Annotated in this window: 12 protein-coding genes; 4 read left to right on the top strand and 8 right to left on the bottom strand. The window is 71.9% G+C overall.

Annotated elements, in window-relative coordinates:
• Window positions 1-87: 87 nt before the first annotated feature.
• Window positions 88-171 carry a putative leader peptide gene (locus tag VT50_RS41265; RefSeq protein WP_375792224.1) on the bottom strand — a complete coding sequence of 28 codons (84 nt, stop codon included), beginning with the start codon at window positions 169-171 and terminating at the stop codon, window positions 88-90.
• A 100-nt stretch (window positions 172-271) separates the two neighbouring features.
• Here VT50_RS41265 and VT50_RS05190 point away from each other — a divergent pair, with 100 nt between their 5' ends.
• Entirely contained in the window at window positions 272-691 is a 420-nt protein-coding gene (locus VT50_RS05190; protein ID WP_046084652.1) for a YjbQ family protein, read from the top strand.
• 59 nt (window positions 692-750) lie between these two features.
• Here VT50_RS05190 and dacB read toward each other — a convergent pair whose 3' ends face one another.
• Entirely contained in the window at window positions 751-2,046 is a 1,296-nt protein-coding gene (gene dacB, locus VT50_RS05185) for a D-alanyl-D-alanine carboxypeptidase/D-alanyl-D-alanine endopeptidase (RefSeq protein ID WP_240529043.1), read from the bottom strand.
• A gap of 383 nt (window positions 2,047-2,429) precedes the next feature.
• Here dacB and VT50_RS05180 point away from each other — a divergent pair, with 383 nt between their 5' ends.
• Window positions 2,430-3,848: a DUF1996 domain-containing protein gene (locus VT50_RS05180; protein ID WP_046084650.1), complete on the top strand. Its 1,419-nt coding sequence runs from the start codon at window positions 2,430-2,432 to the stop codon at window positions 3,846-3,848.
• A gap of 82 nt (window positions 3,849-3,930) precedes the next feature.
• Here VT50_RS05180 and VT50_RS05175 read toward each other — a convergent pair whose 3' ends face one another.
• Window positions 3,931-4,611: an HAD family hydrolase gene (locus VT50_RS05175; protein WP_046084649.1), complete on the bottom strand. Its 681-nt coding sequence runs from the start codon at window positions 4,609-4,611 to the stop codon at window positions 3,931-3,933.
• A gap of 145 nt (window positions 4,612-4,756) precedes the next feature.
• Here VT50_RS05175 and VT50_RS05170 point away from each other — a divergent pair, with 145 nt between their 5' ends.
• Window positions 4,757-5,791: a lactonase family protein gene (locus VT50_RS05170; RefSeq protein ID WP_046084648.1), complete on the top strand. Its 1,035-nt coding sequence runs from the start codon at window positions 4,757-4,759 to the stop codon at window positions 5,789-5,791.
• A 112-nt stretch (window positions 5,792-5,903) separates the two neighbouring features.
• Here VT50_RS05170 and VT50_RS05165 read toward each other — a convergent pair whose 3' ends face one another.
• The 5 genes from VT50_RS05165 to VT50_RS05145 all read right to left on the bottom strand — a co-directional run bounded on the left by VT50_RS05165 (window position 5,904) and on the right by VT50_RS05145 (window position 11,144).
• Window positions 5,904-6,902 carry a sirohydrochlorin chelatase gene (locus tag VT50_RS05165; protein ID WP_075200264.1) on the bottom strand — a complete coding sequence of 333 codons (999 nt, stop codon included), beginning with the start codon at window positions 6,900-6,902 and terminating at the stop codon, window positions 5,904-5,906.
• 197 nt (window positions 6,903-7,099) lie between these two features.
• Complete coding sequence (locus VT50_RS05160; RefSeq protein ID WP_420822168.1) at window positions 7,100-8,353, bottom strand: N-acetylglucosamine kinase; 1,254 nt, start codon at window positions 8,351-8,353, stop codon at window positions 7,100-7,102.
• Window positions 8,354-8,357: 4 nt separating this feature from the next.
• Window positions 8,358-9,179, bottom strand: a complete 822-nt coding sequence (locus VT50_RS05155) for an LURP-one-related family protein (protein ID WP_046084646.1) — start codon at window positions 9,177-9,179, stop codon at window positions 8,358-8,360.
• Window positions 9,180-9,218: 39 nt separating this feature from the next.
• A complete protein-coding gene (locus tag VT50_RS05150) occupies window positions 9,219-9,896 on the bottom strand; it encodes a uracil-DNA glycosylase (RefSeq protein WP_046084645.1) in 678 nt (225 codons plus the stop codon).
• Window positions 9,897-10,055: 159 nt separating this feature from the next.
• Window positions 10,056-11,144, bottom strand: coding sequence for a WD40/YVTN/BNR-like repeat-containing protein (locus VT50_RS05145; RefSeq protein WP_046084644.1), 1,089 nt, complete (start codon window positions 11,142-11,144; stop codon window positions 10,056-10,058).
• A 229-nt stretch (window positions 11,145-11,373) separates the two neighbouring features.
• On the opposite strand from VT50_RS05145, the gene VT50_RS05140 reads away from it, so the two are divergent.
• Window positions 11,374-12,453 carry an NADH:flavin oxidoreductase/NADH oxidase gene (locus tag VT50_RS05140; RefSeq protein ID WP_046084643.1) on the top strand — a complete coding sequence of 360 codons (1,080 nt, stop codon included), beginning with the start codon at window positions 11,374-11,376 and terminating at the stop codon, window positions 12,451-12,453.
• Window positions 12,454-12,617: the final 164 nt, after the last annotated feature.

Here is a 12,617-nt window from a genome sequence, read left to right as displayed (position 1 = left end):
CCGGACACGCCGCACGGCACGACGGTCAGTACGGTACGGCGGAACGAGACCGAGGCGAGGGGGAGAGGCGGGAGGGGGAGGGAGAGGTCAGCGGAGGCCGGGACACGCGGCGGACGCCACCCGCAGCAGGTCGATATGACCGCGCGTGGTGAGCAGGGCTGACGTAAACATGCCCCCGAAGCTAGCGAGGACGTCCGCAACGGTCAACGGTGTCTTGCCCCTCGGACCTTTGTTGCGGGAGTTTTACGCGACGGCGTATCAGGATGGTGCCATGAGCACTTTCCGCACCCACACCATCAGCGTCACCACCGGATCCACCGAGACCGTCGCCGACCTCACCGCCGAGTGCGAGGCGTATCTGCGCGAGGTGGCGGGCGGCGGCGACGGCCTGCTCAACGTCTTCGTCCCGCATGCCACGGCCGGGATCGCCATCCTGGAGACGGGCGCAGGCAGCGACACCGATCTGCTCTCCGCCCTCCGTGACCTCCTCCCCGCCGACGACCGCTGGCGCCATCGCCACGGCAGCCCCGGCCACGGCCGCGACCACGTCCTCCCCGCCTTCGTACCCCCGCACGCCACCATTCCGGTCATCGGCGGCGGGCTGGCCCTGGGCACCTGGCAGTCGGTGTGCCTGGTCGACACCAACGGGGACAACCCCGACCGCCAGGTGCGGCTGAGCTTCCTGGGCTGAGCTGGGCTGAGGCGGGCGGGCGGAGCCGGGTTGACGATGACGTGGCAGACGCGGGCTGACTACGCCCAGCAGCCGTTGACCGTGGCGGCCAGACCGTCGAGGGTGTCCTTGGTGGCGTCCGGGTCGGCGGAGGACTGGTTCTCGATGAAGGAGAAGACCTTCCACCGGCCGTCCTCCGCCTTCGTCAGGCCGCTGAGCGCGATGGCGCCGGTCAGCGTGCCCGTCTTGGCCTTGACCTGACCGACCGCGCACTGGGAGTCCGGGGTGTCGAAGCGGCCCCACTCGGGGCCCAGGGTGCTGCCCGCCTCGCCCGCCACCGGCAGGCCCTCGTCGACGGAGCGCAGCACGCCGCGGTAGCGCGGGTCGGTGAGCAGGTCGAGGATGTCCGCCACGGTGCGGGCCGGGATGCGGTCCGCGCGGGAGAGCCCGCTGCCGTCGTAGAGCTCGAAGTTGGCCATCGAGACCCCGTAGTGGCGGCTGAGGACATCGCGCACCACGGCCGTGCCGTCCTCGAAGGTGGCGGGCCTGCCGGAGCCGAGCGCGGTCATGCGCAGCACCGTCTCGGCGATATCGTTGTCACTCGTCTTGAGCATCTTCTTGACCGTCTCGGCCAGGGTGGGGGACAGATGCCGCCCCACCGGGACGTCCGTCGCCGAGGCCGTGCCGCGGGTGACCTCGCCGTCCACGGTGACGCCCTGGTCGGCGAGTTGCCGGGCGAAGACCTTCCCCGCGTCGATGGAGGTGTCCGCGGACAGCTTGCCGTCCACCACCAGGGAGCGCACCGGTGACACCTGGTCGTCGTAGTAGGAGTCGTTCCAGCCGGTGGCGAGTCTCGGCTCGGGGAAGAGGCTGTCGTCGATGCGGACCTTCACCGAGTCCAGGCCCCCGAGCCTCACCCCGGCGGCGGCCGTCTTGGCGAGCTCGGTGAGATCGGCGGTGGTCAGCAGGCGGTCACCGCCGCCGATGAGGGTGAGCGTGCCGTCGCCGTAGACCACCTTGGTGGTGAACCGGTGCTCGGGGCCGAGCACGGTCAGCGCCGTCGTGGCGGTGGCCAGCTTGGCGTTGGACGCGGGCATCAGCGCGGTGTCGGCGTCATGCCCCCAGATGACCTTGTCGGACGCGGAGTCCAGCACGATGCCGCTGAAGGTGTCGCCGAGACTCGGGTCCTGGGCGCGGGCGTTGAGGTGTTCCGCGATCCGCCGCTCGGCGGGGTCCAGCCCTTCGGCTGCCACCGACTGGGCCGCCGTGGTGGTCTTGGCGCTCTTGTCGGCGGCGAGCGCCGACGGGGCGGACAGCAGCGCGCCCGTGACCGGGACGGCCGCGACGATGAACGCGCGGCGCACGGCGAGACTCATGGGCTTGGCTTTGCGATGACGCCCGCTGGACGAGTTCGCGCTGGACATGGGGGGCTCCGGGGCGCGTAGAGGGACACGGGGGGTGGTAGAGCGAAGCACTCACTTTAGCCGTGGCTGATCACCTTCGTCCCATCGGTCCGTGGACATGTGGTGAAGCCGGTGCGGAGATACGCCACCGCACCGGCCCCTCCGGCCAGGCACGAGACCGGCCCCTCCGGCCATGTGCGAGACGGTGCGACCACCGTTGAGAACGATCGCCTCGCCGTCCGTATCCATCGGCGTCGGGCCGTGCCCCCACTCCGGGACGGATGAGGGAGCGCGCTCCGGCGTGGCCGAGGGCAAGGCGTCCCCGGCGTAGGAAGACGGCCGATGAGGGGCGAAGGATGAGGAACAAGAAGAGACACAAGCGATCCAGGGTCATCGGGCTGACCGTGGTCGGAGTGACCGCACTGGCCGTGGGTGGCGGGGCTCTCCTGATGACCGACAACGACGCTTCCGCCACCCGCCAGTCGGCCGGGCAGCAGACGTCGGCGCGGACGGCGATGACCGTCAAGTGTCCGGATGCCGCGACCCGGCTGGCGAGTGTGCCGCAGCGGGCGCGGCCCGCCGTGGACAGGGAACTGGCGACGATGGACAACCAAGTGGCCGACGCCTACCAGCAGTTGGCGGCACGCGGCCCCGGCGCCGACCGGGAGTGGGTGCGCACCCGGGTGCTGGACCCGCTGACCGCCCGGCGGCGTGGCGCGCTGAACCGCATCGGGAACGAGATCGACCGGGTGGCGAGCCGCCCGTCCGGCCTGGGCGGGATGGCGTCCTGCACCGTACAGGAAGCGCCTGAGCCCGCCACCGCTTCGGAGGGCGCCACCTCCGCGGCGGAAACGCCCGCCCCCGCCGCTCCGGCCGCGGGCGGCCAGCCGCAGTCCGGCCCGGTGCGGGCGGACTTCGTGGACATCCGCAGGGTGAAGCCGAACGTCAAGAGGGCCCGCACGCGGGGCAACGCCTCCCGCGGCACCTTCGCGTCGCGCTGCGGACGCAATGAGAACAAGCACTTCAACTCGGACAACGTGATCGTCGCCCCCGGTGTGTCCAACGGCGCCCACCACATGCACGACTACGTGGGCAACCGCGACACCGACGCCTTCTCCACCAATGACGGCCTCGCCGCCGCCGGGACCACCTGCACCAATGGCGACCGCTCCACCCACTACTGGCCGGTCCTGCGGCTCCGGGACGGGACGAAGGAGGCCGACGCCGACGCGCCCGGCGGCGGCACCGAGGGCAACATCGGGCGGATCCTGCGGCCCGCCACCGCGTCGATCACCTTCCGCGGCAGCGCGGTGTCCAAGGTCGTGGCGATGCCCAGGTTCCTGCGCATCATCACCGGCGACGCCAAGGCCCTCACCAACGGCACCGCCAATGCCAACGCCTCCTGGAGCTGCACCGGCTTCGAGAACCGGCAGCTGAAGGACAAGTACCCGCTCTGCCCGAAGGGCAGCAAGGTGGTCCGTACGTTCAACTTCCAGAGCTGCTGGGACGGCGAGAACGCCGACAGCGCGAACCACCGCACCCATGTGGCGTTCGCGGACGCCAGGGGCCGGTGCGCCAAGGGGTTCAAGGCCATTCCGCAGCTGACCCAGCGGATCACCTACAAGGTCGCACCCGGTTCGCTCTTCGCGGTCGACAGCTTCCCCGAGCAGCTGCACAAGCCGGTGACCGACCACGGCGACTTCATCAACGTGATGTCAGACTCGCTGATGAGGAAGGCCGTGAAGTGCATCAACACCGGACGTAAGTGCGGCTGACGGCCACCACCCACAAGACCCGGCGCCCCGGCGGCGCGTCCGTCACGCTTCGCGGCGAAGACCAGACACCCGCCGGGCGCCGTCAACGACCGCTGGTGACCCACTCATAGGCCCGCCGGGCGTCGAACTCCGGCTGTCCGCCCCGGAAGAGCAGCCCCGCGGAGGCGAAAAGCTCCCCGTCCGGAGACGGCCCGCCCACGTACGGAACGGCGATACACCGCATCCCGGCCCGCCGCGCCGCCTCCACCCCGGGACCGGCGTCCTCGACCACCACACACCGCCCCGGCTCGACGCCCAGCAGCCGCGCCGCGGCCAGGAACACATCCGGCTCCGGCTTGCCACGGCCCACGTCCTCCGCGGACACATAGCCGGGCAGCAGCGCGTCCAGCCCGGTGGCCTTGAGCGCGGTCTCGATCGCGGAACGGGACGAGCCGGAGGCCACGACCAGCGGATGACCGGTTGCCCTCAGCCGCTCCACGAAGGCCCGCATCTCGGGAAAGATCTCGGTCGTGGCCGCCAGCTCCAGATAGTGCCGGTTCTTGACGGCGAGCAGCTCCTCCACCGGCGCCTCGATGCCGTACCGCTCACGCAGCGTCTCCAGCGTCTCGCGGGTCCCGATCCCGATGAACTGCCTGTGCTCCTCCCAGCTGAACCCGGCAACCCCATACCGCCCAAGGGTCCGCCTCCCCGCCTCGTAGTAGAGGGGCTCGCTGTCCACAAGCGTGCCGTCCAGGTCGAAGATCACGGCGGGCATGGTGCTCATGGGGACAAGCATGCCAAGACTTCGCTCCCGCTACCGCCGGAACTCCACCCCCGGGCCGCTGCCGTGGCGGCGTGTTGGTCTAGACCGCTCTGTTAGCGTCGGCGCCGAGCGGATACCGAAACGGAGTCGGCGGAAGGGTAGTGCGGTGGGTGCGACTGGGAGTGGGTGGCGGGCGTACATCGGGTCGTTCACGTCGGCGGGTGGTGCCGGGATCACCGTGGCCGATGTCGATGATGAGACGGGGAGTCTGCGGATCCGGAACTCCACCGACGCGGTCGTCAATCCGTCCTATCTGGCGCTCGCGCCCGGTGGGCGTGTGCTGTACGCGGTGAGTGAGACCGATGACGGGGCCGTCGCCGCCGTGGACGTCCGGCAGGATCCGCCCGCGTTGGTCGGGGCGGCCGTGCCGGTGCTCGGTGCGGCGCCCACGCATCTGGCGCTGGCCGGCGGGCAGCTGGTGACGGCCAACTACGGGTCCGGCAGTGTCACCGCGCTGCCGGTGCTGGCGGACGGTCGGCCCGGGGAGCCGGTGGCCGTGGTGCGGCACGAGGGCAGTGGGCCGCATCCGGAGCGGCAGCGGGGGCCGCACGCCCATGCCGTGGTGGCCGATCCGTCGGGCCGCTGGCTGCTCGCCGTGGACCTGGGGATCGACGCGGTGCGGGTGTACGCGCTGCCCGGGCCGCGTCCGCATCGTGAGGTCCGGCTGCGTCCGGGGAGCGGTCCGCGCCACCTGGCGTTCCATCCGCGGGGCGACCGCGCGTATGTCATCAACGAGCTCGCTCCGACGATCACGGCCTGCCGCTGGGACGCGGCGTCCGGCGTTCTGGAACCGCTGGGCGAGACCCGTGTGGTGCCCGAGGGCACGGGCGTCGAGACCTACCCCGCCGAGGTCGTGGTCTCCGGGGACGGCCGCTTCGTATGGGCCGCCAACCGCGGTCACGACAGCGTCGCGACGCTCGCCCTCGACGCGTCGGGTGACCGCGTGGAGCTGGTCACCACTACGCCCTGCGGCGGTCACTGGCCCCGCGATCTGACGCTCGGCCCGTCGGGGCGACGGCTCTATGTGTCCAATGAGCGCTCGGGCGATGTCACCTGGTTCGATATCGACCCCTCGAGCGGGGTGCCGCGTCATGGGGGTTCGGTTCCGGCCCCGGCGGCGTCCTGTGTGGTCTTCGGGTGAGGTTCGCCGGGTTGCGGTGGGATTGAGGTGAGTGAGGGCGGTGACCTCGGTGGTCACCGCCCTCACTGCGTCGTCCGTTGTTCTGTTGTTCCGCCGTCCGCTGGCCGTCGCGTCAGCGCATCGCCGGGGACGCCTGCTGGAGCGTGATGCCCAGCGCCGCCGCGTACTTCGCCAGCGCCAGCTTGCCCACGGCCGGGTAGTCGCCCAGCGCCTCGGCCGCCGAGCAGTCCGCCTCCTCGGCCGCCGCCGAGATCAGCTCCGTGGAGACCTCCGGTCCGATGAGGTACGGCGCGAGGGCGAGCCGCGCGGAGCCCGCCGAGCGCAGCTGCTCGGCGACGCGGAGGACGGCCCCGTCCTCGTCCAGCGCGGCGGCCATCACCGGCACCGCGAGGCGCGCGGAGAGCAGCATGCCGGTGATGCCACCGGCCTGGGCCGCCTCCTCGCCGCCCACCGTGGCGAGGATGATGCCGTCCGCGGCGGTCGCGACCGTGAAGAGACGGGCGCGGTCGGCGCGGGCCAGGCCCGCCTCAGACAGCCGTACGTGCAGGGCCTCGGCGAGCAGCGGATGCGGGCCCAGGACATCGGTCAGTTCGGCCGCGGAGCCGCTGCTCATGACGGCCTGGCGTATCCGGCGCAGCTGGCCGTTGTCCGGGCCCGCGAGCAGCGGGACCACGACGGCCGCCGGGCCGTCCGTGGGCACCGTGGGGACGGGCGGGACCTCGTCGACGACCTCGCCCGCGGCCTCGGCCGCGGCGATCGCCTCCGCCGCCTCGTCGGCGAGGGCCTTGGCGGCCTCGGCCGCCAGCCGCAGACGCTCGGGGTTCTCCTGGGCGGCGCGCGCGAGCACGCCCTCCAGCTGCGGGAACTCCTCGCCGTCCCCGTCCAGGAAACCGATCTGGGCGTCGAGCCCCGGCATCTCGGAACGGGCGATGCTCAGAAGCTCCTCGGCCAGGCGCCGGGCACCGTCATTCGGCGCACCGGGGACGGCCAGCACCAGCGGAGGCGCGCCGAGGGGTACGGCGGCGGGCTCCGGTCGGCGGTGCCGTCCGGGCTGGCGGGGACGCGGCATTCGTACAGGCAGGCCGGACGCGGGCCCTGTGGGGGAGCTCATGGCGCCGCATGTTAGTCGCTCAATGGGTTCGGCTGTTCGGGAGGGGGTGACTGGGGGCATATGTCCCGCTCTGTCGAGCGGTGTTGTGTGGTGATGTGCGCTCAGCGGCCCTACTTGGTCAAAGAATCAGCCATCTGTCCGGAAATCGTCAATCCTCCGTGTCCGCGTCGTCTTCCGTCCCCGTACGGAGCGTGGACTCAGACGACGCTGAGCAGCGCCGCGTCCCGTGGCAGCCGCAGTTCGTCCGTCGCCAGCGCCGCCGCGACGCACAGCGCCCCGTCCAGCGGGTCCCCGGCCGCCTCGGTGACCGGGACCCCGGACAGCCGAGCCGCCAGCTCCTCGCGCACGGGCGTCAGCAGCGGCGCGCCCATGCGGAACAGTCCGCCGGTGAGCGCCACCCCGCTCGACTCCAGCCGGGGGCAGACCGCCTCGGCGGCCTCGGCGATATGGCGGGCGGCGGTCCGCAGGATCGCCTGCGCGACCGGGTCCTCGCCTGCGCACCGGCCCACCTCGGGGGCGAAGGAGGCCAGTACGGCGGGGCGGTCGGGGCGCGGATACAGCTTCCCCGGCAGTCCGGTCGCGGGGCCGAAGACGGCTTCCAGGCGGGCCAGCAGCGGCTTCGAGCCGCCGTCGCGCCCGTCGTACGCGCGCATGGCCGCCTCCAGGCCCGCCCGGCCGATCCACGCGCCCCCGCCGCAGTCGCCCAGCAGATGGCCCCACCCGTCGGCCCGCCGCCAGCCGGTGGCGGCCCAGCGGGTATCCCCGCGCGGGGCGGCGGCGCCCCCGCCGGATGCGGCGCCGGTGCTGGACGGACCGCCCGTACTGGGTGCACCGCCCCCGCCGGGCGCACCTCCCGTACGGAGCGCACCGGGTGCACCGCCCGTACCGGGCGGTGCACCCGTCCCGGTCGCGTCATCCGGTTCGGACGCGCCGCCCAAGCCCTCCGCACCCCGCGCCGCAACCCGCTCCATGACCCCCTCCGGCACCGCCCCCAGCGAGATCAGCCCGGTCCCCGCCGCGACCACCGCGCCGGGGTGCTGGCCCAGCGCCCCGGCGTACGCGGTCACCGCGTCGGCCGCCAGGGCGAGCCGCCGTACGCCCAGGGCGTCGGCGAGCGCGGCCGGGAGTCTGGTGCGCAGATCTTCGCCGAGCGTGGCCATGCCCGCCGCGCCGACGCAGACCGCGCCGAGGCGCCTGGCCCCGGCTTCGTGCAGCAGCTCCCGGGCGGCGGGCAGGACCCGCGCCAGCAGGTCCTCCGCGTCGATGCCCCGGGCGCCGACGACGGCGGGCGTGGACGAGGACCACGTCAGCGGCGGGGGCCCGGTCAGTGGGTTCTCCGCGGCGTAGCCGCCGTAGGCGTCCGCGCGGGCCACCCCCACCCGTACGCCCGAGCCGCCCGAATCGATCCCGAGCACATGCGTCGCCGCACCGCCGGGCACCGTGTCGGCCACCGGCTCAGCCGAATCCGCGCGAGTCCTGCTTGAGCGCCGTGTCCACGGTGAGGGCCGTGGCGATCACAAGGCTCAGCAGCGGATCCGGCAACTGGCGGTGGATCTGGAGGACATAGTTGTCCGCGGTGGTGAACATCGTCTTCGCCAGGCCCTCCCAGGTCTTGGTGATCCGGGCGACCTCGCTGTCCGTGTGGTCGACGATGGCGAAGTTCCAGGCCCGCCAGTTCTCCGCCTTGATGGCGCCGACCTGCTGGCCGTTGACCTGGATACCAAAGTTGATCTTGCCGAAGACGTTCTGCTGGACGATCTCACCGACCGGCTGTCCGTCCGGGCGGGTCACCAGCACCTTGGACTTCACGAACTTCGCGGGCCGGGTGAGCACCAGATGCGGCTGCCCGTTGGCGTCGCGGATCTCCAGCCGGTGGGTCATGAACTGGTCGAGGCTCGAGACGAACCGCGCGACCTTCTTCAGCGTGCTCTGGCCGACCTGGACCACCGAGCCGATGGTGCGCCCGTGCTGGTCGAAGACGCTGTACTCATTGGTGAGTTCGATCAGCTTGGCCTTCTGGTTCACCACCAGCACCGGTTCGGTGAACAATGTGCCGCCGCCGCTCGCCGCGGGTGCCACATGCGCCTGCTGCTGCACCTGGTGCTGGACCTTGGCGGGGTTGGGGTTGGGCGGGGCGGCCTGCTGTGGCGGGGGCTGGCCGGGCTGGCCCGCGTGGGTATGGGCGGTCCACTGGGCACCGTCCCACCAGCGCAGTTGGTTCGGTGTGCCCTGGGGGTCGGCGTACCAGCCCGGAGGGGTGTTCGTAGGTGATGTCATGGCGGGCAGACTACCCCCCGCCCACCTGGTGTGATGAGGTCAGGGAAGGCGCCAGTCCACGGGCTGTGCCCCCTGCTGTGCCAGCAGCTCATTGGCGCGGCTGAAGGGACGGGAGCCGAAGAACCCGCGGTCGGCGGACATGGGGGAGGGGTGCGCGGACTCGACCGCCGGGAAGCTGCCCAACAGCGGCCGTACGTTACGGGCGTCGCGGCCCCACAGGATGGCCACCAGGGGACGGCCGCGCCCGGCCAGCGCCCGGATGGCCTGCTCGGTGACCTCCTCCCAGCCCTTGCCGCGGTGGGCGGCGGGACGGCGGGGGGCCGTGGTGAGCGCCTTGTTGAGCAGCAGCACGCCCTGCTGGGTCCAGGGCGTCAGATCGCCGTTGGACGGACGCGGCAGCGCGAGATCGGTGTGCAGCTCGCGGTAGATGTTCTCCAGACTGCCGGGCAGCGGCCGGACCTCGGGCGCCACCGAGAAGCTGAGCCCCACCGCGTGTCCGGGTGTGGGATACGGGTCCTGACCCACGATCAGCACCTTCACCTCGTCGAAGGGCTGCTGGAAGGCGCGCAGCACATTCGGCCCGGCGGGCAGATAGGTGCGGCCTGCCGCGATCTCGGCTCGCAGGAAGTCGCCCATCGCCGCGATGCGTTCCTCGACGGGCTCAAGTGCCTTGGCCCAGCCCGCTTCCACAATTTCATTCAAGGGTCGTGCTGCCACACCGCGTCACTCTAGTGGCTCAGCGGGTGGTCGCGTGCCACCTTACGATCACTCCCGGCCGATCAGCGGCCAGCGCCGACCCCGCGATCGCCCCCTCAGCCAACGATCGCCCTCAGCCGATCACGGCGATCCCCCCCCGGCCCAACACAGCCGCCGCGCTCAGCCGATCACCGCGGCCCGGACGCACAGCACATCGGGGAGGTGGCGGGCGACCTGCCGCCAGCTCTCACCCTCGTCGGCGCTCGCGTACACCTCGCCGTTGCGATTGCCGAAGTAGACCCCGGCCGGATCGGCGTCATCGGTGCGCAGTGCGTCTCTCAGCACCACCCCGTAGTGCGGCCCGCCCGGCAGTCCGGCGCACCGCTCCTCCCAGCTGGCGCCCGCGTCCTCGGTGCGGAACACCCGGCAGCGGTAGCCCGGGGGGTAGCGGTCCGAGCCGTCGCTGGCCGGGAAGACGTACGCGACGCCGCTCCGGCGCGGATGGACGGCGACCGCGAAGCCGAAGTCCGCCGGGAGGCCCTTGCTGATCTCGGCCCAGTGCGCCCCGCCGTCGTCGCTGCGGTACACCCCGCCGTGGTTCTGCAGATAGAGCCGGTCGAGGTCGACCGGATCCCGGGCGATCTTGTGGACGCACTGCCCGAACTCGGGATACCGGTCCGGCAGGAAATCGGCCTTGAGCCCGCTGTTGGACGGCGCCCAGCTCTCCCCGCCGTCCGCCGAGCGGTACACCCCGCCGGAGGACACGGCGACCATGAGCGCCCGCGGATCCCTCGGGTCGGTGACGACCGTGTGCACGGCCTGCCCGCCGAACCCCTCGCCCCACTCCGGCCGCTGGGGGTGGTCCCACAGGCTGCGGACGAACGCGAAGGTCTCCCCGCCGTCCTCGGAGCGGAACAGCGCGCCCGGCTGGGTGCCCGCGTAGACCACCCCCGGCTCATCGCGCCCGCCCGGCTCCAGCTGCCACACCCGCTCCAGCGAGGTGCCGGTGCCCTCGGGGAACTTCACCGCGGGTCTGGCGGGCTCGTACCAGCTCGTCCCGAGGTCGTCGGAGCGGAAGACCGAGGGGCCCCAGTGCGGGCTGTCCGCACCGGCCAGCAGCCGGGGACGGTCGCCCCGGGTGTCGATGCCGACGGAGTACACCGCCTGCATGGGGAAGTGGGGGCCGGTGAAGCCCCAGCCCCCGCCGCCGCCTGGGCGGCCGAGGAAGAGACCCTTGCGGGTGCCGACGGCGAGCAGGACATCGTTCATGACGGCTCACTCCTTGACGTGCGGGACGGGACGGCGGAACGGATGGATGTGTCCGTCATCACAGAGTCTGCACCCGCCCACTGACAATGGGCCGCCGGAAGCACTCGCGTCCCCCAAGCCCCATGCGCGTCATACGAGAGGCATCGTAATTTGACGATCGTCGTACTACGGTGGTTACCGTACTAGGTGGCGGTCCGGCCGGACCGCATGAGGAGATACGGAGACGTTCATGAGTGCCCTCTTCGAACCCTTCACCCTGCGGTCGCTGACCATCCCCAACCGCCTCTGGATGGCGCCCATGTGCCAGTACAGCGCGGATCCGGACAAGGGCGCCGGGGTCCCGCACGACTGGCACTTCGTCCACTACGGCGCCCGTGCCACCGGCGGCACCGGACTGATCCTGGTCGAGGCGACGGCCGTGTCCGCCGAGGGCCGCATCAGCCCCGGAGACCTCGGCATCTGGAACGACACCCAGGTCGAGGCGTTCCGTAAGATCGTCGACTTCCTCAAGGAGCAGGGCACAGTGCCGGGCGTCCAGCTCGCCCATGCCGGCCGTAAGGCGTCCACCGACGCTCCCTGGAGGGGCGGTGGGCCGCTCGGCGCCGACCAGCGGGGCTGGCAGCCGCTGGCGCCGAGCCCGGTCCCGTTCGACGAGGGCCATCCGGTGCCGGACGAGCTGTCCGAGGAGCGGATCGGCGAGGTCACCCGCCAGTTCGTGGACGCGGCACGGCGCGCGCTCGCGGCCGGTTTCGAGGTGGCCGAGATCCACGGCGCCCACGGCTACCTCATCGGAGAGTTCCTGTCCCCGCACAGCAACCACCGCACCGACGGTTACGGCGGCTCCTTCGAGAACCGGGTCCGCTTCGCCCTGGAGGTCGTCGACGCGGTTCGCACGGTCTGGCCGGAGGAACTGCCGCTGTTCTTCCGCATCTCGGCCACCGACTGGCTGGAGGAGAACGGCTGGACCCCGGATGACACCGTCCGGCTCGCCGCCCTGCTGAAGGACCACGGGGTGGACCTCCTCGACGTCTCCAGCGGTGGCAACGCCGCGGGTGTGAGCGTTCCGGTGGGGCCGGGCTACCAGGTGCCGTTCGCCGCGCGGGTGCGCCGGGAGGCCGGGCTGCCGGTGGTCGCGGTCGGGCTGATCACCGAGGCGGAGCAGGCCGAGAAGATCGTCACCAATGGCGAGGCGGACGCCGTGCTGCTGGGCCGCGAACTGCTCAGGGACCCCTACTTCGCCCGCCGTGCGGCGGCGGAACTGGGCGGTCAGGTGCACAGCCCGGACCAGTACCACCGCGCGGTCCGGTAACCGCGAACGCCGCCGCGGTCCCGTCCGGGACCTCAAGCAGTACGGAGCTCAAGCAGTACGGAGCTGAAGCAGTTCCGAGCTGAAGCAGTTCCGAGCTGAAGCAGTTCGGAGCGGAAGTAGTACGGCGATCGTCAAACTACACTGGAGGTCTAGGAACGAGGCGA

The organism is Streptomyces antioxidans, from assembly GCF_000968685.2.
Classification (GTDB): domain Bacteria; phylum Actinomycetota; class Actinomycetes; order Streptomycetales; family Streptomycetaceae; genus Streptomyces; species Streptomyces antioxidans.
This window is presented reverse-complemented; position numbering and strand designations above follow the sequence as displayed.

Excerpts from the sequence above, each read along its gene's own strand:
- dacB (WP_240529043.1), bottom strand. The coding sequence starts at position 2,046 with ATGAGTCTCGCCGTGCGCCGCGCGTTCATCGTCGCGGCCGTCCCGGTC.
- VT50_RS05175 (WP_046084649.1), bottom strand. The coding sequence starts at position 4,611 with ATGAGCACCATGCCCGCCGTGATCTTCGACCTGGACGGCACGCTTGTG.
- VT50_RS05155 (WP_046084646.1), bottom strand. The coding sequence starts at position 9,179 with ATGACATCACCTACGAACACCCCTCCGGGCTGGTACGCCGACCCCCAG.
- VT50_RS05165 (WP_075200264.1), bottom strand. The coding sequence starts at position 6,902 with ATGAGCTCCCCCACAGGGCCCGCGTCCGGCCTGCCTGTACGAATGCCG.
- VT50_RS05190 (WP_046084652.1), top strand. The coding sequence starts at position 272 with ATGAGCACTTTCCGCACCCACACCATCAGCGTCACCACCGGATCCACC.
- VT50_RS05145 (WP_046084644.1), bottom strand. The coding sequence starts at position 11,144 with ATGAACGATGTCCTGCTCGCCGTCGGCACCCGCAAGGGTCTCTTCCTC.
- VT50_RS05140 (WP_046084643.1), top strand. The coding sequence starts at position 11,374 with ATGAGTGCCCTCTTCGAACCCTTCACCCTGCGGTCGCTGACCATCCCC.
- VT50_RS05180 (WP_046084650.1), top strand. The coding sequence starts at position 2,430 with ATGAGGAACAAGAAGAGACACAAGCGATCCAGGGTCATCGGGCTGACC.
- VT50_RS41265 (WP_375792224.1), bottom strand. The coding sequence starts at position 171 with ATGTTTACGTCAGCCCTGCTCACCACGCGCGGTCATATCGACCTGCTG.